This is a genomic window from Sphingomonas oligophenolica (genome assembly GCF_039522915.1).
GTDB lineage: Bacteria > Pseudomonadota > Alphaproteobacteria > Sphingomonadales > Sphingomonadaceae > Sphingomonas > Sphingomonas oligophenolica.
The window spans coordinates 1-22,826 of sequence record NZ_BAAAEH010000009.1; the positions used below are offsets into that span (position 1 = coordinate 1).

The 22,826-nt window shown below is 64.6% G+C and carries 16 protein-coding genes; 11 read left to right on the forward strand and 5 right to left on the reverse strand.

Going from position 1 to position 22,826, the window contains the following annotated elements; all coding sequences use genetic code 11:
- Positions 1-691, reverse strand: a 691-nt coding sequence (locus ABD050_RS06260) for a TonB-dependent receptor plug domain-containing protein (RefSeq protein WP_343888388.1), incomplete at its 3' end; no start/stop codon positions are given.
- A 1,091-nt stretch (positions 692-1,782) separates the two neighbouring features.
- Between ABD050_RS06260 and ABD050_RS06265 the strand changes: the two genes are divergently transcribed.
- Together ABD050_RS06265 and ABD050_RS06270 are read left to right on the forward strand one after the other, a co-directional pair.
- Positions 1,783-3,627, forward strand: coding sequence for a hydantoinase B/oxoprolinase family protein (locus ABD050_RS06265; RefSeq protein WP_343888389.1), 1,845 nt, complete (start codon positions 1,783-1,785; stop codon positions 3,625-3,627).
- Between the two features lie 8 nt (positions 3,628-3,635).
- The gene (locus tag ABD050_RS06270) at positions 3,636-5,732 is read left to right on the forward strand and encodes a hydantoinase/oxoprolinase family protein (protein WP_343888390.1); all 2,097 of its coding nucleotides are present in this window, start codon (positions 3,636-3,638) and stop codon (positions 5,730-5,732) included.
- A 126-nt stretch (positions 5,733-5,858) separates the two neighbouring features.
- Here ABD050_RS06270 and ABD050_RS06275 read toward each other — a convergent pair whose 3' ends face one another.
- Together ABD050_RS06275 and ABD050_RS06280 are read right to left on the reverse strand one after the other, a co-directional pair.
- Complete coding sequence (locus ABD050_RS06275) at positions 5,859-6,932, reverse strand: aldo/keto reductase (protein WP_343888391.1); 1,074 nt, start codon at positions 6,930-6,932, stop codon at positions 5,859-5,861.
- Between the two features lie 107 nt (positions 6,933-7,039).
- Entirely contained in the window at positions 7,040-8,050 is a 1,011-nt protein-coding gene (locus tag ABD050_RS06280; protein WP_343888392.1) for an AraC family transcriptional regulator, read from the reverse strand.
- 192 nt (positions 8,051-8,242) lie between these two features.
- Between ABD050_RS06280 and ABD050_RS06285 the strand changes: the two genes are divergently transcribed.
- The 6 genes from ABD050_RS06285 (at position 8,243) to ABD050_RS06310 (ending at position 18,267) form a co-directional block, all read left to right on the forward strand.
- Positions 8,243-9,214, forward strand: coding sequence for an enoyl-CoA hydratase/isomerase family protein (locus tag ABD050_RS06285; RefSeq protein ID WP_343888393.1), 972 nt, complete (start codon positions 8,243-8,245; stop codon positions 9,212-9,214).
- Between the two features lie 125 nt (positions 9,215-9,339).
- A complete protein-coding gene (locus ABD050_RS06290; RefSeq protein ID WP_343888394.1) occupies positions 9,340-10,374 on the forward strand; it encodes a helix-turn-helix domain-containing protein in 1,035 nt (344 codons plus the stop codon).
- Between the two features lie 102 nt (positions 10,375-10,476).
- Positions 10,477-13,980 (forward strand): indolepyruvate ferredoxin oxidoreductase family protein, encoded by a 3,504-nt coding sequence (locus ABD050_RS06295; RefSeq protein ID WP_343888395.1) that lies wholly within the window; start codon positions 10,477-10,479, stop codon positions 13,978-13,980.
- Between the two features lie 100 nt (positions 13,981-14,080).
- A complete protein-coding gene (locus tag ABD050_RS06300; protein WP_343888396.1) occupies positions 14,081-15,418 on the forward strand; it encodes an aromatic ring-hydroxylating oxygenase subunit alpha in 1,338 nt (445 codons plus the stop codon).
- 15 nt (positions 15,419-15,433) lie between these two features.
- Positions 15,434-16,624 (forward strand): FAS1-like dehydratase domain-containing protein, encoded by a 1,191-nt coding sequence (locus tag ABD050_RS06305; RefSeq protein WP_343888397.1) that lies wholly within the window; start codon positions 15,434-15,436, stop codon positions 16,622-16,624.
- Complete coding sequence (locus ABD050_RS06310) at positions 16,621-18,267, forward strand: class I adenylate-forming enzyme family protein (RefSeq protein ID WP_343888398.1); 1,647 nt, start codon at positions 16,621-16,623, stop codon at positions 18,265-18,267. The genes ABD050_RS06305 and ABD050_RS06310 overlap by 4 nt, the downstream gene beginning before the upstream one ends.
- Here ABD050_RS06310 and ABD050_RS06315 read toward each other — a convergent pair.
- Both ABD050_RS06315 and ABD050_RS06320 read right to left on the reverse strand, forming a co-directional pair.
- Positions 18,264-19,307: a phosphotransferase gene (locus ABD050_RS06315; protein WP_343888400.1), complete on the reverse strand. Its 1,044-nt coding sequence runs from the start codon at positions 19,305-19,307 to the stop codon at positions 18,264-18,266. The two genes, ABD050_RS06310 and ABD050_RS06315, sit on opposite strands and share 4 nt — an antisense overlap.
- A gap of 29 nt (positions 19,308-19,336) precedes the next feature.
- Complete coding sequence (locus ABD050_RS06320; RefSeq protein ID WP_343888401.1) at positions 19,337-19,651, reverse strand: Rieske (2Fe-2S) protein; 315 nt, start codon at positions 19,649-19,651, stop codon at positions 19,337-19,339.
- Positions 19,652-19,819: 168 nt separating this feature from the next.
- Between ABD050_RS06320 and ABD050_RS06325 the strand changes: the two genes are divergently transcribed.
- From ABD050_RS06325 to ABD050_RS06335, 3 genes are read left to right on the forward strand one after another with little or no spacing between them, the layout of a single operon-like run.
- Positions 19,820-20,287, forward strand: a complete 468-nt coding sequence (locus ABD050_RS06325) for a hypothetical protein (protein ID WP_343888402.1) — start codon at positions 19,820-19,822, stop codon at positions 20,285-20,287.
- Positions 20,288-20,296: 9 nt separating this feature from the next.
- Positions 20,297-22,018, forward strand: coding sequence for an FAD-dependent oxidoreductase (locus ABD050_RS06330; protein ID WP_343888403.1), 1,722 nt, complete (start codon positions 20,297-20,299; stop codon positions 22,016-22,018).
- The gene (locus ABD050_RS06335; protein ID WP_343888404.1) at positions 21,996-22,802 is read left to right on the forward strand and encodes an SDR family NAD(P)-dependent oxidoreductase; all 807 of its coding nucleotides are present in this window, start codon (positions 21,996-21,998) and stop codon (positions 22,800-22,802) included. Before ABD050_RS06330 ends, ABD050_RS06335 begins: the two co-directional genes overlap by 23 nt.
- Positions 22,803-22,826 lie beyond the last annotated feature (24 nt).

The window sequence follows — 22,826 nt, forward strand, 5'->3', positions numbered from 1 at the left end:
AGTCCTTCGGGCCGACCCCGCTGATATTGTTGAGATAACCGTCTCGCGTCATGCGATCCACGCCCATACGGACCCGGAAGGTGTCGGAAAGCGGAATGTTGAGCACGCCCTGGACCCGGCGCATGTCGTAATTGCCGTAGGAGCCCTCGACATAGCCCTCGAGCTTGTAGGTCGGTCGCTGCGGCACCAGCAGCACTGCGCCGCCCGTCGTGTTGCGGCCAAACAGCGTGCCCTGCGGCCCTTTCAGGACCTGGACGTTCTGCAGATCGAAAAAACTGCCCGGCAGCACGCCATCCCCGGCCGGCAGACCATTGGAGGCGCCGCGCGGGGCGACGACATCAGCGAAATAGACGCCGACCGACGGCGCCGTGCCGATATCCTGAGCAAAGCCGCGCAGGGCAAAGGTGGTATTCTCATTGCCGAAATTGGCGTTTGCCGAAAGCGACGGCGTATAGGTCGCCAGATCCTGGGCGTTCACGACGTTGCGGCTGGTCAATTGCTGCTGGTTGAAAACCGTGATCGAGATCGGAACGTCCTGAAGCCGTTCATCGACACGCCGGGCAGAGACGATGACATCGTCGGGGGCAGTGTTTTCCGGTGCAGGCCTGTCCTGCGCAAAGGCGGAACCCCAGGCCCCGCACGCCAGGATCGTCGATGCAAGAATGGCGTATCTATGGAATGACTTGGACATTTTTCCGCTCCCTTTGTTGCCAGTTACTCAGCCCTCTCCGGGGCGTTCTTGATTTGCGATACGTTCCGAAAGCTCCACGGCGCGAACAGGTCTGCCAGCCGATCAGCTCGTGCGACGTTCGGTGTTCGGAGCGTGATTTCCCCGGAAACCCCTGAGCGGCTTCGCGCTGCGAAAAGAGCAGCCGGCAATTGGCCGGCGCTCCGCAGCTCTTCGCGGTTCGTGGAAAAGGAGAGGCCAGCATGGCCGCGAAAGCGACCTCCGCCGATCGGACGAGCGGCGCCACGTGCCAGGACATTTGTCGCCATCAAATTCTCCCCATTTCAACGGCCGCCTGAGACGATCTGTCGACAAGGCCTCTGCGAACGTGGAGTCGGGAAGCTCAACATGGTGCGAGCAACGCGCCGTATTTCCTTTCTCCGGCGTCCTATCGACTGACTTTGCTGCCTTGAGCGCACGCTAGCATGATGCCAGCCAAAGCTGTCAACATGCCCGAAAAGTAAATCAGCGCCCTATTTTCGAGCGAATATTGATGGATGAAGGCGGTTTCAGCCCGTGAAACTGCCATTTTGGCCCGGGTTTCTCGCGTATTGGTCGCCACGGCTCTGTTCTCGGGCAGGTAAGTCGATGTTCACTTGCAGTCACATTCAACGATCGCATCGCGCAGCTCATAGTTTCCCGGGCTCTTGCGTCAGCGCATCGTCGATGCCCCGGTCACCCGGATGCTGGGATCCGCAGCGACGGGCCTACGAAGATTCGCCGCGCCGCAGGCCCTGGTGTCGCGCCTTTTTCAGGTTGGATATCGCGGTCGGAAAGAGCCGCAGGCAACGATCGTCCCGGGCCTCGAGATGCGGACACGCACTTTCCTTCATGGTTCGTTTCCCGATTCTCCGCCGTGCTCACCGATATGAGTCGTTGTTCCACCTCACGCGTTCGATCTCCGCGAAAACGGCGCTCCACAATTGACCCGGCAGAGACTGCGCGAACCGCTGATTGCGCCGCGTGTGCTGTTCAGAATCCGGCAGCCCTCCGAAATAGATCGAGCTGTGCCCACCCCGTGCGAGGGGTGCGCGAAGGCGCCCGGAGAATGTGTCATGTCTTTCGAACTCAACCGCAAGCTGGCGAAGCGGCCCGATCCGCTGCCGACCGCAGTCGCGATCGATCCGGTTAGCGCCGATATCATCCGCGGCGCGCTTGAGACCATATGTTTCGAGGCCGCGACCCACCTTGGCCGCGCGGCGTCTTCGCCGATCATCAACCAATCCAACGAACGCAACGCAGCGATCATCGATTCGCATGGCCGCCTTGCGACGGGCGCGATCGGCACCCCGCATCTGACCTTCGCGTCGCAGCTCACCGTGCGTTACGGCCTGATGATGCTCGACGAATATGACTGGGGGCCCGGCGACATCTTTCTCGGGAATGATCCGGATTATGGCGGCGGCCACCTGCCTGACTACAACGTCTATGGCCCGGTCTATGACGATGCCGGAGAGCTGGTCACCATTGTCGCGCTCCAGGCGCATCAGGGTGACACCGGCGGCAAGGATCCGGGCGGCTTCACGCTGGAGGCCACCGACATCTTCACGGAGGGGCTAGCCATCCCCTGCCTCAAGCTCGTCCATCGCGGCGAGAAGCGGCGCGACGTGATCAAGCTGATCGAGCGCAACAATCGCTTCCAGACCTTCGCGGGCGATCTGGCCGCGATGATGGGTGCAGTGCGGCAGGGCGTGAAACGGGTCGAGGCGCTGATCCGCAAATATGGCACCGATACGATTCGCGCGGCGATCAATCACATGATCGACCGCAGCGAGGAGCGCTTCCGTGAGGAAGTCGCGTCCTGGCCTGACGGCGTCTATTCGGCCGATGTCCATATCGACCACGACACGATGGGGACCAAGGACGTCCGGGTCAGCGTCGCCTGCACGGTCGCCGGGGACCAGCTCAGCGTCGATCTCACCGGCACCGACGACCGGCCGAACCTGGTCGGCGTGTGGAATACCTTCGCCAACAGTCGCGGTTATATCATGACGCAGCTCGCCGCTGCGATCGACCCGGGCATCGTCAAGAACGAGGGCCTGTTCAACGCGGTTGAGATCAACCTTCCCGAAGGCTGCATCGCCCACCCGCCCCCCAACAAGCCGGCTGCCCTCGGCTCCTTCCATCCGGCCTGCGAGATCACCGAGGCAGTCTGCGTCGCGCTCTCGCGGGTGGTGCCGGAGCGGTCGGCACCGCAGGTCTACAAGATCGGCATGCCCAACTCGGTGATCGGGTTCGACGGCAACGGCCAGATGTATATGGACCAGGGCGTCGACTCCCGCTCGATGGACGTCTCGGCGGTGCAGGGCATCGATGGTTGGGGCTCCTGCCCGGTCAGCCTCGGCAATCTCCTGCTGAGCCAGGCCGAGGATGCGGAAAACCGCTACCCGGTGCTCAACATCAGCCGCGAAATGACGACTGACGCGTGCGGCGCTGGGCGCTGGCGCGGGATGCCGGGCAGCCTCAACGTCAAGCAGGTGCTTGAGCCGATGATGGCGATGGCCTGGATGGTCTCGGCCGAACATCCGATCTCAGGCATGTGCGGCGGCGAGGACGGATCGCCCTATATCAACCACTTCGAGGTCGGCTCGGCGAGCGAGCGCCGGATCGACCTTTCCACCCTGGCGCAGCTGCCTGCCGGCGCGGTCATCGCCTATCAGCATGGCGGCGGCGCCGGTTTCGAGCCAGCGATCCTGCGCGACCCCGAAGCGGTCAAGGAAGACGTGCTCGACGAACTCGTCAGCATGGACGCCGCGCGCCGGGTCTATGGCGTCGTCCTGACCGGCACGCTCGATGAATATGATCTCGAAGTCGATCCGACCGCGACGGCAGAGCTGCGCGGACACATGGCTGCGGCCGCAAATGACCAGGGCATGCCCGCCACAGCGGCTGCGGAATGAGGGACTCGATGGGGTACAGGGTTGGGATCGATATCGGCGGCACCTTCACCGACTTTGCGCTTTTGAAGGGCGAAGAGGTGGTGCTGTACAAGAATCTGAGTACAGCCGAGGACCGCTCGATCGGGGTGATGCGCGGGCTCGGGCGTCTCGCCGAGATGGAGGGCAGCACGCTTCCCGAGTTTCTCGGGCAGTGCGAGGCGATCGTCCATGGCACAACCATCGCCGACAACACGCTCATCGAGATGAACGGGGCCGTCACCGGCCTGATCACGACCGAAGGCTTTCGCGACGAGATGGAATATCGCCGTGGCTATAAGGAGGACATCTGGGACGTCCGGCTCAAGCCGCCGGTCCAGATCGTCCCGCGGCGCCGGCGCTTGACGGTGCCCGAACGGATCATGGCGAATGGCAGCGTTCACAAGCCGCTTGACGAGCAAGGCGTCCGCGACGTGTGCCAGCGGCTGCGGAAACAGGGCGTTGAATCGGTCGCAATCTCGCTGCTCTTTTCCTTCGTCAATCCGGCACATGAGCGGCGCGTGGCCGCGATTGTCCGGGAGGAACTTCCGGACGCGCACCTTTCCATCTCGCACGAGGTGCTGCCGCGTTCGCCCGAATATGATCGCACCAGCACGACGGTGGTGAACGCCTATGTCGCGCCGCGCGTGACGACCTATCTCGGCCAGCTCGTCTCGCGTCTGCAAGAGGCCGGTTACCAGCGCGAGCTGATGGTCATGCAGGCCAGCGGCGGGGTGATCACCGTCCGCTATATCGAAAGCGCGCCGATCCGCGTGCTCGCCTCGGGGCCGGCGGGGGGCGTGATCGGCTCTGCCCATGTCGGGGCTGCAAAAGGCTGCCCCGATCTGCTGTGCGTCGACATGGGCGGCACATCCTATGACATGTCGCTCGTCCAGGGCGGCGAGGCCCAGGCCGAAGCGGGGTGGAACATGCACCACCGCTATCTTGTCGGGGTGCCGATGGTGAAGGTCGAGACCCTCGGCGCAGGCGGCGGTTCGATCTGCCACGTCACCGGTCATTCACTACAGGTCGGGCCTGCCTCAGCCGGATCGAACCCCGGGCCGATCTGTTATGCCCGCGGCGGCAGCCAGCCGACGGTGACCGATGCCTTGCTGATGCTCGGCATCCTCTCGACCGATGCCGAGTTCGCCGGGGGCGATTTCTCGCTGACCGACACAGGCGTTACCGAGGCTTTCGCGATGCTGGGCGAGCAGATCGGCAAGAGCGCCGAGGATGCCGCCTTCGATTGCTGGCGGATCGTCAACGCAAACATGACCAACGGCGTACGCCGCACCACCGCGGGCAAGGGCATCGACCCGAGCGAGCTGGTGATGCTCGCCTATGGCGGCAACGGCCCCGCTTTCGCGGCGATCCAGGCCGAGGAGCTCGGCATCGCGCGCGTCCTGATCCCCAAGGCCTCGCCGACCTTCTCGGCTCTGGGCACTTTGGTTGCCGATCCGAGCATCGACGAGGAGCGCGCCTATATCGCGCCCGCCGCCAGGCTCGACCTCGCCCGGCTGAAGACATTGTGGACTGATCTGGCCAGGCGGGCGGAAGCGACTTTCGCCGACGCCGGTTTCGAGCCGGGCCGGATCGAGGCGCGGTATCAGCTGAACATGCGGTATCCGGGCCAGAACTTCACGCTGACCTTCGATGTGCATCACGCTACCGGCCCGGATGATCTGTCCTTCGTCGACGAGGCGCTGGGCGAAAAGGCGATTGCCGCCTTCAATGCGCGGCATATGGAGGAATATGGGCATATCCGGGAACATGAATTGCCGGAGGTGACCGGCGTTCGCCTCGCGACCCGCGTCCCGACGCCCAAGCCCATGGCACACGGTGGTGTCGGCGAGCCGCGCCGTGCGGCCACAGCTACTGGATCGCGCCGCGCCAACCTCGGCCAGGGTTTCGGCCAGACAGATATCTATCGCGGCGTCGATCTGGAGCCGGGCCATGTCGTCCCCGGCCCCGCGATCATCGAGGAGAGCTTCACGACGATCGTCGTCTATCCAGGCTGGACCTGCCTGGTCGACGCCGCCGGTGATTATGAACTGGTGCGCGAGGACTTGGACAGCCATCAGCCCGTGTAGCGCGCACGCCGTGAGATTGAATCGGGCGATCTGTTGGCAATGTCATGCGTACACTGAGGGTTGCTGACATTGCCAACGGGCAAGAACAGCGACATTATTAGATAATTTAGTATTATAATCAATAATTTACTGGCAACTCGACTCTCGATCACGCCGCTCGACCGTGACATTGCCGAAGACCATGCGCTGCATCGGCCCCGCCAGCAGGTCATGCGGGAAACCAAGCTCGATGCGGCTTGCTTCATCCAGCGCGGCCCTTTGTTCATCGCTGAAATCGATCTCGAGCGCCGCGAGATTGTCTTCCAGCTGCGCCGGCGTGCGCACGCCGAGCACGGGGGACACCACGGCCGGCATGGCGAGCACCCAGGCAAGCGCGACCTGCGCGGGCGTGCGGCCGATTTCCTCGGCCACCGCCTTGACCTGGCCGGCGATCGCAAGGTTGCGCGCTGACAGCCGTCCGCTCGCCGCGTTGATCGCCTTGCGGGATCCTGCACCTTCGCACGCGCCAGCGAGATCCTTCTCCGAATATTTGCCGGACAGCACCCCGCCGCCGAGCGGCGACCAGGGCGACACGCCCATGCCCATCTCCCGCGCCATGGGGATAAGGTCGCGCTCGGGCGTGCGCTCGATCAGGCTGTAGGAGAGCTGCAGCGCAACGATGGGCGACCAGCCGCGGATTTCGGCAATCTCCTGCATGCGCGCCGCCTGCCACGCCGGCAGGTCGGAGAGCCCCGCATAGAGCAGCTTCCCGGTGCGGATGAGGTCGTCAAAGGCGCGAAGGATCTCCTCCACGGGCGTGCGAAAGTCCCACATGTGCAGGTAGAGCAGGTCGATATAGTCGGTCCCGAGCCGCCTCAGGCTGTCCTCCACGGCGCGGACCATGGATTTGCGATGATTGCCGCTGGCATTGGGATCACCCGGCCGCGTCGTCAGCGAATATTTGGTCGAGACGACCAGCCGCTCGCGGCGGTCGCCCATCAGTCTCCCGAGCACTTCCTCCGACGCACCGGCCGCGTAGAAATTGGCGGTATCGACGAAATTGCCGCCCCGCTCGATGAAGATATCGAGGATCCGCGCCGCATCCTCATCCGTCGAGCCCCAGGCGGCTTTCACCCCGAAGGTCATGGTGCCGAGCGCGAGCGGCGAGACACGCAGCCCCGAGCGGCCGAGCAGGCGATAGGCGTCGAGCTGGCGAGCCATGGCGGGTCCCATTTTCGAAAGGGTAGATCATCGCCTAGTCAAAGCCTCCGCCACCCTCAAGCTGACGGCGAGCACCAGGCGGCCATGGCACTTGTGTCTGGCGGAACTCAGGTCTGGCGGAATTTTCTGGGCGTGGTGCCCGTCCAGCGCTTGAAGGCGCGTCCGAAGCTGGTCTGCTCGCCATAGCCGAGCCACTCAGCAACCTCGTCGAGCGTCGCATTCTCACGGCGCAGGTAGATTTCCGCAAGCGTCATGCGCTGTTGCTCCATCACTTGGGTGAAGCTCCCGCCATCATGGGCAAGGCGATCCTGGAGCGTGCGCACCGACATGCCGAGCTTGTCGGCACAGCGCTCGATCGAGCAGGTGCCGGTCGGCAGGGCGCCGCGGATATAGTTGCGCACCCGGTCGGTCAGCGTGATGCGGTTGGCCTGCTTCACCCGGTCGAGATAGCCGCCGAGCAGGCGATAGAGCAGTCGGTTCGCGCTCGGGATGGGCATTTCCAGCGCGTGCTTCGGGAACCCGATCGCGTTGTTCGGCGCACGGTTGCGAATGCGGCAGCCGACTATGTCCTCGATCTCCGCCACATCGCTCGGCCGCGCATCGACGGCGATCTCGACATGGCTCAGCGCGAAGTCCGGTCCGCCGACGGATCGCAACAGCTTCACGATGAGCATCAGCGCCTGCTGGTTCGCCTGATCATTGACGCCGAGATTGCTGTTCACGCCCCAGCGCAGCTCCGCCGTCTCGGCGCTTTCGACCAGCTCCAGCGCCGCCTCGGGCGAATGGACGATGGGTACATAGTCGATCAGGCACGAGATCGCCGTCCGCAGATCGGGGGCCGAACGGCACAGTGCGGTGATGCACCCGAAAACCTCGGGCGCCTGGCCGGCCGCGAAGTGCAGGCCGAAGAGCGGGTCTTCGAAGATGGTGCTGCAATATTCGAAGACGTCGACCAGCGACTGGCAATTCACATGCGTGTCCGGATCCGTCAGCGCACGCGTTTCGATGCCGTGGCGTTCGAGGATGCGGCGCGGATCGGCGCCCTTGCGGCGGGCATAGCTGGAGAAACCCGTCAGGTTCGCGGCCCGCGTCTGGCCGGCGCAGGGGGTTGTATCCAACGGACCGGCAAGCCCGAAGAAAATTTCTTGCTGTGCCACGCGCACCCTCTCAGGGACCCGTTGAGCCGGGTTTCGACCAGGATAGCACTCGCCCTTGCATGCGTCCAATATCGGAATCGCTGCACCTTGTATCGATACAGAGCAAGGCCCCTATGGCAGCACGATCCGATCAAACCAGACCGGAGAGCGACGATGAAAACCGCGGCCGAACACAAGCAGGATGCGCGGCAGTTCGTCCGCTATGAAAAGGACAAGGCGACCAAGATCGCCACCATCACCTTCGATCGCCCGGAAAAGGCCAATACGACCACGATCGGCATGCGGCTGCTGTTCGGCGAACTCGTTCACAAGGCGAATATCGATGACGATGTGAAGGTGCTCGTCATCCGCGGCGAAGGAGAGGATTTCGGCTCGGGCGGCGACATCAACGAGCATGGCGACATCTATCTCAAGCCCGGCCCGGACGAGAATTTCCTGCCCGATCTCGACATCGATGATCCCGATGTCACCTATCCGCCGGCGGGCTCGTTCCGCTTTCTCCACGGGCTGACCGACCATTATGCCAAGGGCCGCGCCGGCAACCGGCCACTGCAGGAATTCAAGAAGATCAGCATCATCGAGGCCAAGGGCTATTGCTATGGCTGGCATTTCTACCAGGCCGCCGACGCGGACATGGTCATCGCCTCCGATGACACGCTCTTCGGCCACCCGGCCTTCCGCTACGCCGGCTGGGGCCCGCGCCTGTGGCAATGGGCTGAAATGATGGGGGTTCGCAAATTCTCCGAGATGCTGTTCACCGGCCGGCCCTTCTCGGCGAAGGAAATGGCTGACTGCGGCTTCGTGAACAGCGTCGTGCCGCGCGACCAGCTCGAGGCGGAAACCGCCAAATACGCCAAGGCCTGCTCAATCACCCGCCCGACTGACGTGGTCGTCGTCCAGAAGACCTTCCTCGAACTCTACAAGCAGTATCGCGGCGAATATATGGGCAGCATGCTCACCGGTTTCGTCGAAGGGGTGCTGCCGATGATGAAGGATGATCGCGCCGAGGATATCAGCCTGGGCAAGGGCGGCTTCGACGGCGGGATCGCCAACACCGTCAAGAATAATGACCTGAACTATCCGCCCGAATGGCGGCTGAGCCGCAAGGGTCGGCTGCAGGATTGAACCCCCCGACCCTGCGCGAAATGCCGATTCCGCCGCGCCTCCTGCATGGCATGACTGCACCGGAAGCCTAGCATTGCCTCCAGAGGATATCCGCGAGGAGCAAAAGCGGAGTCAGGAGAGCTTCAATGGCCGAAACGCTTTTCGCGCTGGACCGGGACAATTACCGCGAGTGCCAGAGCCTGTTCCGCGGCAAACGCGAGCAGGAATATTACCGCGGCGATTATTGGGTGGAGGATGCGAGCGAGGTGGATGTCCGCGCCGAACGGCGCGCCGCCGGGCCGCATTCGATCATCCGGATCCGCTCGGCGACACGCCAGTTCTTCCGGCGCACGCGCCAGCATATCCGCGAGGATGGCACGGACTTGTGCGTATTGTGGTTCGTCAAGCGCGGCCGGCTCGTCTTTTCCAATCAATGCGGCAATCAGGTCGCGCAACCTGGCGATTTCCTGATCACGAGGTCGATGTCGCCCTTCTTCATCGAATGCGACCCGGACGAGAATGGCCTCCATGAGGTCCTGAACGTGACGGTGCCCACGCATTTGCTGCGCACCCATATCGTCCATGACGTGGCGACCAGCCTTTTCGTGGCCATGCGGCGCGAACTGGTGATCGCCGAGAATATCCTGTCCGAGGTGCTGGCCGACGAGGGCGTGACGGCGGAAGATCTTGCCCGCACGCTGGTGGAAGCGGCGCTCAGCGCTGTCGGCCATGCTGTCCGACAGAATGGCGCGGCGGTGCCGGCGCGTCAGACGGTCGCGGAAAGGCGGCTCGAAGAGGTGCTGCGCTTCATCGAAATCCATCTCTCCGATCCGACAATGTCGACCGCGACGGTCTCGCGCGGATGCGGCATTTCGCCGCGCTATCTGTCGTTCCTGCTGCGCACCAGCGGCACGTCCTTTTCCGAGCTGATCTGGCAACAGCGGCTCGATAGAGCGAAGGAATGGCTCGCCAATTCAGGGCCCGACGATATCTCGATCAGCGAGATCGCTTACGGGGTCGGCTTCAAGAGCCCCGCGCATTTCAGTCGTATGTTCAAGCGCGTCTTCGCGGTGAACCCGCGCGAATTCCGCTTGTCTGCCACCGGTGGAAACGACCCCGCCCAAGGCGGCGCTGAGCCGCATTTCGAGTGCGTACTCGAGGTGCCGACGACGCTGCAATAGGCGCTCGCGGTCAAGACAGTCGGCGCGCCGGTGCATCGTGATCCGCTGCCACCACGGTAGGATCGGATCGAAAGCACTCGGGCGCACCAGCAGGGACATCCATTGACCAAGACGATCGTCAGCCTGAACGACAAATACACCCAGGAAGAAGGCCAGGTCATGCTGACCTCGCTCCAGGGCGTCGTCCGCCTGCTGCTTGATCAGGCGCGACGCGACAGGGCGGCCGGCCTTGCCACCGGCGGCTATGTCAGCGGCTATCGCGGATCGCCGATCACCACGCTCGATGCGCAATTATGGGCGGCGGAAAAGCTGCTCCGCGAACAGGACATAAGGTTCGAGCCAGGGCTGAACGAGGAACTCGCCGCCACCAGCCTGCGCGGGACTCAACAGCTCGACTGGTATGGCAAGCCCCGCGTCGATGGGGTGTTTTCGCTGTGGTACGCCAAGGGCATCGGCGTCGATCGCGCCTGCGAGGCGCTCAAGCTCGCCAATATGGAGGGCACGTCGCAGCATGGGGGCGTGCTCGTGGTGGCAGGCGACGATCATGCGGCCAAGAGCTCGGCCAGCGCGCATCAATCGGAGCATACGCTGCTCGCCGGTTTCTTGCCCGTGCTTTACCCCGCCACCACCGACGAGATCCTGCTGTACGGCCAGCTCGGCTGGGCGATGTCGCGCCATGCCGGCCTATATGCGGGGCTGAAGACGATCACCGACACGCTGGATCTGACCTCGAGCGTGATGCTGCCGGGGATCGACTTTCCGATCCATCACCCCGCGCCTGAGCCGGGCGTGAACCTCCATATCCGCGCCGGCATGTCAGCGCTCATGATGGAGGCATTGACCGTCGAGCATCGCCTGCCCGCCGCACAGGCCTTTGTCCGCGCCAATGCGATCGACCGCGTAACGCAGGATTCCCCGCGCCGCGAGCTGACCATCGTCACTGCCGGCAAGGCATGGCTCGATACCTGCCAGGCGTTGATCGACCTCGGCCTCGATTCAGCGCGCCGGCAGGCGCTCGGCATCCGCGTGGTGAAGCTCGGCCTGGTCTGGCCGATCGAACCCGAGTTCGCGCGCGAAGCCTGTGGACGCAGCCGCGAAATCCTGGTCGTCGAGGAGAAGCGGCCGCTGATCGAAGAGCAGCTTGCCAGCCTGCTTTATCGGCTTCCGGCGGATCGGCGCCCTGCCCTTGCCGGCAAGCGCGCGCCGGGGGGCGAGCCCTTGCTGCCCTCGATCGGCGTGCTCGACGCCGGCCTGGTACGCCGGGCGCTGGTTTCCCGGCTCGAGGCGCTTGGCCTTGCCGATGCCGCGTTGCTCGCACGGGCCGCGCATCTGCAAGCGCTCGATCGCGCGCGCGACGGCCTGCTCCCGACCGCTACCCGCCCCGCCTATTTCTGCTCGGGCTGCCCGCACAATATCAGCACGGTCGTGCCCGAGGGCAGCGCGGCGATGGGTGCGACCGGCTGCCACGGCCTCGCCGCCTTCATGCCCGAACGCCGCACCACGGCGACGGTCGGCATGGGCTCGGAAGGCATGCCCTGGGTGGCGGCGCAGAGCTTTGTCGACACGCAGCACATGTTCCAGAATCTGGGCGACGGCACCTACACCCATTCGGGGCTTCTCTCGATCCGCGCCTCGGTGGCGGCGAAGAGCAATGTCACCTTCAAGATCCTCTACAATGATGCCGTCGCGATGACGGGCGGGCAGCCTGCGGAAGGCGCCCTCACCCCCGAGCAGATCATAAAGGTGCTCGACGTGGAGGGCGTGCGCCCGGTCGTGCTGGTGAGCGAGGATCCATCGCGCTTCCACGCAGCGGACCTTCCCCCCGGCACGCGGATCGAACACCGCGACGCGCTGGATGATGTTCAGCGCGACCTGCGCGCGCTGAAAGGCACCTCGGCAATCCTCTACGAACAGACCTGCGCCAACGAGAAACGCCGGCGCCGCAAGCGCGGCGACTATCCCGACCCCGACCGGCGCCTGTTCATCAACGCGGCGGTCTGCGAAGGCTGTGGCGATTGCTCGACTCAGTCGAACTGCCTGAGCCTCGAACCGGTCGAGACCGAGTTCGGCCGCAAGCGCGCGGTCAACCAGTCGAGCTGCAACAAGGATCTGAGCTGCATCAAAGGCTTCTGCCCGTCCTTCGTCACGGTCATCGGCGGCAAGCCGGCGAAGCGCGCCTTCGATATGGGGATTCTGGCGGAGCGGCTGAGGGCGCTCCCCGAACCCTCGATCGCGGCCAGCGCCACTGGCCATGCGACGCTCGTCACCGGGATCGGCGGCACCGGCGTGCTGACGATCGGCGCGGTGCTGGCGATGGCCGCCCATCTCGAAGGCAGGGCCGCCAAGGTGCTCGACATGACGGGCATGGCGCAAAAGGGCGGCGCGGTAACCAGCCATATCCGCATCGCCGACCATATCGCTGCGATTCCGAGCGCCAGGCTCGGCGTCGGCCAGACCGATCTCGTCATCGCCTGCGATCTCATCGTCGCCACCGCGCCCGACATTTTGGGGACGGTGCACGACCATACCCGCCTTGTCGCCAATGAGGATGTCGCGCCGACCGGCGAGTTCCAGACCAACCAGGCGATCGACCTCTCCGCGTTCCGCTTCCTGTCGGCGCTCGGCAATCGAATCCCCGCCGGACGGACCGATTGCGTCCATGCCGGCGCCCTCGCGACGCGGCTGCTCGGCGACGCGATCTTCACCAATGTGATGATGATCGGCTTCGCCGCGCAAAAGGGATTGCTGCCGGTTTCGGTCGGTTCGATCGAGGCGGCGCTGCGGCTGAACGGCGTCGCGGTTCAGGCCAATCTGGATGCGCTCAACCTCGGCAGGCTGACGGCGCGCGACCCTGATTTCGTCAGCGAGCTTGCCGGCCCGAAGCTCGAGGGCGACGCGCCGCCCGAAACCCTCGACGCGATGATCGAGAGCCGGGTGCGACTCCTGACCGCCTATCAGGACGCGACCTATGCCGGCGACTACCGCGCCTTTATCGAGGCGCTCCGCGAGACGATCGAGAAGCGTGGCATCGGCGACACCGCGCCGTTCCTCAATGCCGTGGCACAGCAGCTTGCGCGGTTGATGGCCTATAAGGACGAATATGAAGTCGCCCGGCTGTTCACTGCCCCCGCCTTTCGCGCGGCGATCGGCGCTGCGTTCGACGGCGCTCCATCCCTCCGCTTCAATCTGGCGCCGCCGCTCTTCGCCTGGCGCAAGGATCGCAAGACCGGTCACCCGAAGAAGATCGCCTTCGGGCCGTGGCTCCTCCCCTTCTTCCGGATGATGGCAAAGGCGAAGCGCCTGCGCGGCGGCGTATTCGACATTTTCGGCTACACCGCCGAGCGGCGGATGGAACGCGCCCTGATCGGCGAGTATCGGCGCCTGGCAACCAGGCTCGCCGGGAAGATCGACGAGCGTAACATCGCCCTGGCGACCGAGATCGCCGGTTCAGCAGCGCTGGTCCGGGGCTATGGGCCGATCAAGCAGCAGGGCGTCGCCGCCTGGCGCGCCCGGCTTGCTGAACTGATGCCGCGCTTCGACGGGCCGGATGCGTCAGCCAAAGGGGAGTCCGCCCGCGCATTTGTCTCTGGCGGCCAAGCCATATGACCCGGCGGCCAAGCCCCGCGCGCGCCGCTTCCCCCACCCGCCCGCGCCCCCTAGAATCGCCGAAACGGCGGATAGCGCGCCCGAGGAAGAGGATGTCGTCGTGAACGCAGAAGCCAGGATCGAGCGACCGCTCGCCGAGCGCCCCGTCCTGATCGGTACCGAGGCCTATATCTCGGCTGACTATGCCCGGGCCGAGGCGGACAGGCTCTGGAGCAAGGTCTGGCAGGTCGCCTGCCGCGAAGAGGAGATCGAGCAGGTCGGCGATTTCGTCACCTATGACATTCTCGATGAATCGATCATCGTGATCCGCGCCGCTGAGGGCCGGATCAGGGCCTATCACAACCAGTGCCGCCATCGCGGGCGGCAACTGACCGAGGGGTGCGGCAACAAGAAGCGCCTGGTCTGCCCCTTCCATGCCTGGAGCTGGAACCTCGAGGGCGAGAATATCGGCACGGTGCGCGGCGAGGCTTGGGGCGATGCGCTGAAATCCGAGGATATCCCGCTCAAACAGGTCAGGGTCGATAGCTGGGGCGGCTGGGTGTTCATCAACATGGATCCCGATTGCGAGCCGCTGCGCGACTATCTCGAACCGGCCGCGACCATGCTCGATCCGTTCGAGCTGCAGAATATGCGCTATCGCTGGCGCCAATGGCTGCATTTCCCGAGCAACTGGAAGGTCGCGATCGAGGCGTTCAACGAGGGCTATCACGTCGCCGGCACGCATCCGCAGCTCACCAAATTCTCGGCCAAGCCGACCTGGAGCGACGCGAAAGGCCGGCACGGCGTGTTCGGGGCGGCGGCGCGGGAAGGATCGGGCGGGGCAACGGCCGGCGCATCGGGCGCGGCCGATATGCGGATCGGCCTCAGGCATTCGCTCAACCAGCTATGGGAAGAGGTGAACGCCACCACGACCGAGACCATGGTGAAGGTCGCCAATCTGCTCGAGGAGGAGCTTCCCGAGGGCACGCCCGCGCAGGAGGTGCAGATGCACCTGATGAAGCGGACGATCGAGGAAGACGCGAAGCGCGGCGTGACGTGGCCACGGATCGATCCCGCACATTTCGCTGCGGCCGGCAATGTCTGGCATATCTTCCCGAACACCGTGATCATCCACGGGCCGACCTTCGCGCTCTGCTATCGCGCGCGGCCGGATGGCGATGATCCCGATCGCTGCATCTTCGAAGTCTACACCCTGGAGAAATATCCCGAGGGCGGTGAGCCAAGGCCGGAAAATCTCTACCGGCCCGAAATGACCGAGGCGAATTGGCGCAAGGTGCTGTGCCAGGATTTCTCGAACATGGGCGCCGTGCAAAAGGGCCTTAAGTCGAAGCATTTCGACGGCATGCGGCCAAGCCCCGAAGAAGAGCGCGCGATCGTCAATTTCCACCGCGTGCTCGCCGAATATATGGGCACGGGCGCACCGCAACCGCTCGACTAGAAAGCAGGAAACACAGTGTCAGACACCAAACAGGATGAAATCACGCTGGACACCAGCGACGTCGACAAGTGGGTCGGCAAGCGCGTCGTCTTCGCCGAAATGTGGGATCCGGCCAGCGCCACCGAGATCCGCCGCTGGGTCCAGTCGCTCGATTATCCGAACCCGCTCCATTGGGACGAGGAGTTCGCGCGCGCGTCGAAATTCGGCGGGATCGTCGCGCCGCAGAGCTTCACCGTCGCGATGGACTATGGCCATGGCTGCCACCCGTCGTGCGTCGGCAAGGTCCCCGGCACGCACCTGATCTTCGCCGGCGAGGAATGGTGGTTCTACGGCACCCCGATCCGCCCGGGCGACAAGCTGACCCAGGAGCGGACCTTCGCGGGCTACAAGGTGACCGACACGTCGTTCGCCGGGCCGACCATGTTCGCCGATGGCGACACGGTCCACATCAATCAGGACGGGATCATCGTCGCCAAGGAACGCGCGACCTCAATCCGCTATCTGGTCGAGGAAGCGAAGAAGCGCGCCGTCTATGCCGCCGAGAAGCGCGCGCCGAAGACCTGGACTGACGAGGAGCTCGAAGAGGTCGCCCGCCTCCGCCACGATTGGATCCTCTCCAATCGCGAAGGCGTCTCGCCCATATATGACGCGGTCGAGGTCGGCGACAAATTGCCCCGGCGCGTGATCGGCCCGCATTCAGTGGTCAGCTTCGCGCTCGAGTGCCGCGGCCACCGGCAGAATGTATGGGGCACCTGGCGCTGGAATCCGCCCGAAGGCTATCGCGACCCGGCCACGGAAGATGCCGGCTTCGGCGAGAAGATGACCTATGACCATGACGCGTCGAAGATCGATCCGCGCATGCATGACGGCCTGTTCCACGGCCCGTCGAGCGGCCATATCAACCCGAACAAGGCCAAGGATGTCGGCATGGGCGGCGCCTATGGCTATGGCGCGTCGATGAATGCCTGGCATCTCGACACCATCGCCTATTGGGCCGGGCATGACGGCTATATCTGGCACTCGAAGACCCAGTTCCGCAGCCCGGCCTTCGAAGGCGACGTGACCTATGTCGATGGCGAAGTGGTCGAGAAGATCGACGATTCCGAATGGGGCCCGGTGGTGCGGATCAAGACCGTCATGACCACCCAGGACGGCGACAAGATCCTGACCGGTGTGGCCGAGGTCTCGCTGCCGCGCGGGCGATGATGGTCCCTGCCCCATCCCTCACCGCCCCATCGCTGGTCCATGGCCTGCCGCTGGCGGAGGAGCCCGGCATCGGCGCGCTGACGATCCCCGCTTATCTGGAGGAGATCGTGGCGCGCTACGGCGACCGCGAAGCCGTGGTGCTGGACGCGGACGGCGAGCGGCTGAGCTGGAGCTACCGCGAACTCCGCGCGCAGGCGATGGCGGTCGCGCGCGCGCTGGTCGCGGGCGGGATAGGCAAGCACGGCCGGGTCGGCATATTGATGACCAACCGGCCTGAATTCCTCGCCGCCTTGTTCGGCACGGCGATGGCGGGCGGAGTCGCCGTCGCGCTCTCCACCTTCTCGACCCCGCAGGAACTCGATTATCTGATCGCCACCTCCGAAATTTCGGTGCTGCTCTATGAGGAGCGCATCCTGAAAAAGGATTTCCGCCGGATGCTCGCCGAGCTCGATCCGGCCGGCGACCGCTACCCGTTCCTCACCCGCCGCATCGGACTCGACGACTGGCTGGCCTTCCTCGCGCAAGGCGAAGCCATCCCGCCAACGCTGGTCGAGGCCCGATCCGCCCGGGTTCACCCGGCCGATCCCGCCGGCATCTTCTTCTCCTCGGGCACGACCAGCCTGCCCAAGGGCATCGTTCACGATCAGCGCGCCTTCGCGATCCAGTGGTGGCGCTGGCCGCGCGTGTTCGGCATGCGCGATCCGGTGCGGAGCTGGACCGGCAACGGCTTTTTCTGGTCGGGCAATGTCAGCATGGTGGTGGGGACGGCGCTGTCCACCGGCGGCGCCGTGGTGCTGCAGCGCTTTTTCGACGAAGCCGAGGCGCTCCGCCTGATGGACAAGGAGCGCGTCTCCTTCGCCAATGGCCGCCCGCACCAATGGGCTCGGCTGCAGGCGGCGCCGAACTGGGCCGAGGTCGATCTGTCGAGCCTCAAATATGTCCCGCGCGGCGAGCTTCTCTACGAGCATCCGACGGTCGACACCGATTGGCGGGTCCCGATGGCCTTCGGCACGACCGAGACGATGACGATCTGCACGTCCCTGGTGGCCGACACCCCGACGGGCGATGCGGGCGATTGCGGCAAGCCGCTCCCCGGCAACACGCTGAAGATCGTCGATCCGCTGAGCGGCGCGATCCTGCCGCGCGGCGCGCGCGGCGAGATGTGCATCAAGGGCCCGACCCTGATGCGCGGCTATCTCGGCAAGGCGCCCGAAGAATGCTTCGATGCCGAGGGCTTTTATTGCACCGGCGATGGCGGGCGCGTCGATGCCGAGGGGCGCTTCTTCTGGGAAGGCCGGCTGACTGACATGATCAAGACCGGCGGCGCGAATGTCGCCCCTGAAGAGGTCGACTCGATCATCGCCAACTATCCCGGCGTCAAACGTAGCCAGACCGTCGGCGTGCCCGACGATCTGCTCGGCGAGATGGTCGTCACCTGCATCGTGCCGATGGCCGGCGCCGCGATCGATGATGTCGCGCTGACCGCGCACCTCAAGACTCAGCTCGCCAGCTTCAAGGTGCCGCGCCGGATCCTGGTCTTCACTGACGACGAATTCGCGCTGACCGGCAATGAAAAGATCAAAGCGGCGGATGTCAGGACACTGGCGATTGCCCGGATGGCGGCAGGCGCCGTTTCCGCCTAGCCAAGCGCACCGATCGTATCATGCTCGCTGAACGCGGCCGCGTACCGGCCGACCATCGCGCGCGAGATCGCCGGCGCCTGATAGCCGTCAGCGCCAAGCGTCGATAGCCATACTGCCAGGCCATAGGCATGGCCCTGGCGATAGCGCAGCCAGGCGTCGTCGAAACCTGGGGTGGCGTCCGCCGGCAGCTCCAGGGCATCGAGATAGAAGCGGAGCAATTCGCGTTCATGGTCGCGGCGATCGGTTTCCGTCAGCGCGCCCACGAGGAAATAGCCGATATCCTGCGACCAGTGGCCACGCCGCACGACCTGCCAATCGAGAAAGCCGGTCGTACCGTCCTGCGCCACGTAACTGTTGCCGATGTGTGCGTCGCCGTGCAGCAGCGTCTGCGCGCCATCGCCCAACGCATCGACGAAGCGAGTCCAGCACGCGACGATACTATCACCCCCCACGCCCCGCAGCGACGTCGACAGGATGGCTCCGGCGCGCTCGATACCGGTCGGGATACGGCGGGCGAGGCCGACCTTCCAGCCCATCGTGGCTCGCCACGGCTTCACCCAGCGCAAACCGCGGTGCGAAGCGCCGCTCATTCCCCAGTAATGCCGATGAAGCCGCGCCAGCCCGCGAAGCCCGTCGGCTACCTGCTCGACGCGCATCGGCCGCGTCGCATCGCGCGGATCGCAACCGCGCGATGCGAGATCTTCCATCACCAGCAGGAAATCGAGCCGCGGATAATCGGGCACCGCGCAATAGACGAGCGGATGCTCGAGCGGGAGCGCAGCGCCGGAAGCGAACAGGCGCACCTCGTTGAACAGATTGCCGTTCCGCAGATGCACCCAGCGATGCCCGGCATTGTGCGCCTTTACGAACACAGTCGCCGGCCCCTCGCCCCGGCTGTACGTCAGCGCGAAGCGGACGCGTCGATTGGTGCCGTCATCGCGGGTGGCGATGCGCACCTCGCTCACGATCGATTGCGGGTGGCGCGAGGCGATTGCCCGCGTCATCCATTCGGACGTCACATCCTCCCATCGTGCAGGCACGACCGGCCGGAGGGAGAGCCAGGCGGGAATCACAGGGCGACTTCTATCGTGGCTCCGACAATTCGCACCGCGAAGGTTTCGATCGGCCTGGTGGCGGGCGGGTTCTTCGCCTTGCCCGTCGCGAGATCGAACCGCGCGCCATGAACCGGGCAGGCGATCCAGCCCGCCTTCATCTTACCGCATTCGAGCTTTTCATTGGCATGCGAACAGCGGTTGATCACCGCGAAGATCCGGTCCTGGCTGTTGCACAGCAGGATCGGCTTGCCGTTCAGTTCCACCGCCTTGACCGCGCCGGCAGGAAGGTCTTCCAGCGTCGCCGCGGCGACGAAATGTGTCTCGTTCATGTCGCTCATCGCCTTACCTTAGGCGGCAGGCCGATGCGGGATGCAACGCAGCGCGGGCTCCCGCGCGTCCCGGTGCAAGTCGCCATGCCCATGGGGTCATTCCGATTGTGATGGCCGCTGCCGATAGTCAGGCCGGGAAAAGAGAAACGCTTGGGGAGAGCGGCCGCGATGGCGAGCCAGGACTATTATCAATTCGCCTATGTCACGACTGACTGGCGCCGCGCGATGCAGGAGCTTTCCGTGCAGCACGATATCGGCGGCTGGATGGAAATGCCTGACGCCGAATTCGATACCGGCGCGGATCGAACGGCGGCATGCCACTTCGCGCTCGCCTACAAGAACGACCTCCAGTTCGAGATCATTCAGCCGCTGTCGGGCGATGACGCCGTCTATCGCACCGGGCTGCCGGCCAGCGGTTATGCCAAGCGCTTCCACCATCTCGGCCGCCATTTTTCCGAGCGTTCCAGCTTCGATCTGCACGTCACCGAAGCGAAGGCGAAATGGGCGATGCCGATCGCCAGCGACACAATGGGTGGCACTTATGCCTATTTCGACGCGCGCGAGGATACCGGCCATTTCATCGAATATTTCGTGTTTCCGCCGGATTCGCACCTCGCCGCCGTGCCGCGTTTCTGAAGGGCGGAGATGAGCGAAACCGAAATCTTCGATGTCGTGGTGATCGGCTCCGGCGCTGCCGGGGCAATGGCCGCGCTCCGCGCGCGGGACCAGGGGCTGTCGGTCCTGATTGTCGAAAAGGCGCATAAATTCGGCGGCACCTCGGCGACGTCGGGCGGGGTAATGTGGATCCCCAACCACAATCTCAACAATGAAGGCGACAGCCGCGAGCAGGCGCTCGACTATCTCGATTCGCTCTGCAAGGACGTCAAGCAGCGCGACCGGCTCGAAGCCTATGTCGACGAGGCGCCGCGGATGCTGCGCTATCTGAGCAGCACCGGCGTGCAGGTTATCGCCGCCAACTGGCCCGATTATTTTCCCGACAAGCCGGGCGCGCGTGCCGACCGTTCGATCATCTGCCCGACCTTTGACGGGCGGCAACTCGGCGATGATCGCTATCCGCTGATGCGCGAGCAATATAACCGCTTCAAGCTGTTCGGCCGCTACGCGATGGATTTGACCGAGACCTTCGCGCTGATGGCGCGGTCGAAGGGCTGGCGGAAAACGGTGGTCAATATCCTTCGCCGCTACTGGCTCGATCGCGGCACCCGCAAACTCAGCCATCGCGATCGGCGCTTCACCCAGGGCGCGGCGCTGATGGGACAGATCTACAAGCAGCTGTTCGATCGCGGCGTCGAGCTTCGGATGGACACCAAACTCGAGACTCTCCGCACCGACAGCACGGGGAGCGTGACTGGTGTCGAGGTCAGTAATTACGGCCGCGCATATGAGATCGGCGCCCGGCACGGCGTGGTGCTGGCGGCGGGCGGGTTCGAGTGGAACCAGGCGTTGCGCGATCGTTTCTATCCGGTGCCGGGACTCACCCGCCACTCCTCGACTCCTGAGGACGCCAATCGCGGCGAGGCCTTGATCGCCGCCGAGAAGCTCGGCGCCTCGACTGAGTTCACCGAGCAGGGCTGGTGGATCCCGACCATGACTCTGCCCATGCCCGGCGCGTCCAACTTCCACGAGATTCACCAGGCGGCCTTTGATGTCGGCCGGCCGCACAGCGTCTGCGTCAATCGCAACGGCGTTCGCTTCGTCGACGAGGCGACCGGCTATGACAGCTTCGGCCAGGCAATGGTCGACGATCAGCTGAAAACCGGGGCGAACATGCCGTGCTGGCTGGTGTTCGACGCGACCTTCCGGGACAAGTTCAGCGCCGGCGGGCTGATGCCGTCGATCGTCACACCTGACCGGAAGATCCCCTCGGACTGGTGGGATCATTATCTTTTCCGCGCGGACACGCTCGACGCGCTCGCCGCGAAGATCAAGGTGCCGGTCGATGCGCTGAAACGGACCGTGGCGAAGATGAACGACTATGCGAGGACCGGCGTCGATCCGGAATTCGGGCGCGGCGGCAATATCTATGACCAGTTCTTCGGCGACGCGACCGTCAAACCCAATCCCTGCCTCGGCCCGATCGCGAAGGCGCCTTTCTATGCTGTGCCGATCAACAATGGCGATCTCGGAACCAAGGGCGGCCTGCGTGCCGATGCGCGGGCGCGCGTGCTCGATCAGGCCGGCAAACCGATCCCGAACCTCTACGCGGCGGGCAATTGCTCGGGCAATCCGTTCGGCTCGGTCTATCCCGGTGCGGGCGGCACGATCGGACCGGCGCTGACCTTCGGCTATGTCGCCGCGAATGACATCGCGGTGCGCTCCGGCAATGCGCGCGCGGCCGCAGAATGAGGAACTGACGATCGTGAGCGAGACCAGGGTAGCAATCGTCACCGGCGCGGCGGGCGGCATCGGCGAAGGCATCGTCCGCAAGTTCGGCGAAGAGGGCGTGGCGGTGATCGGCACCGGCCGCAACGCGGAGAAGCTGAAGGAGCTTCAGGCCCGGCTCGGCGACAGCGTGGATTTCTCCTACGTGGTCGCCGACGTCACGGCGGACGATGCGCCCGGGGCAATCGTCGATTTCACCCTCGGGAAGCATGGCCGGCTGAACTATCTCGTCAACAATGCCGGCTCAGGCCATTGGGCGCCAGTCCATGCGACCCCCGATGCGATGCTCGACGACGTGCTCGCCATCTCGATGCGCGCGCCTTTTCGCCTGTGCCGCGAGGTCATTCCGCATATGGGCCGGGGCTCGGCGATCTGCACGATCGGCTCGACCTTCGGCATCATGGGCGGGCTCGATGGCGGCGCGTATTGCATGGTCAAATCGGGGCTCACCGGCCTGACCCAGACCATCGCCGCGCAATATGGCGAGCAGGGCATCCGCGCCAATGTCGTCGCGCCGACCGTGGTCAAGACGCCGATGACCGAGGCTGCGTGGGACTATCCCGCCTTCCAGCTCGTCAACCAGGGCCTGACGCCCTTTTATCGCGATTGCACGGTGGATGATGTCGCCAACGCGGTCGTGTTCCTGTGCTCCGACAAGGGCGAATTCATCAACGGCCAGGTGATCGCCGTCGATGGCGGCTGGTCGACGACGAAGATGGTCAATTCACGGTTCAGGCTGGCCCAATAATTTTCGAATCTCGATTCAACTCGA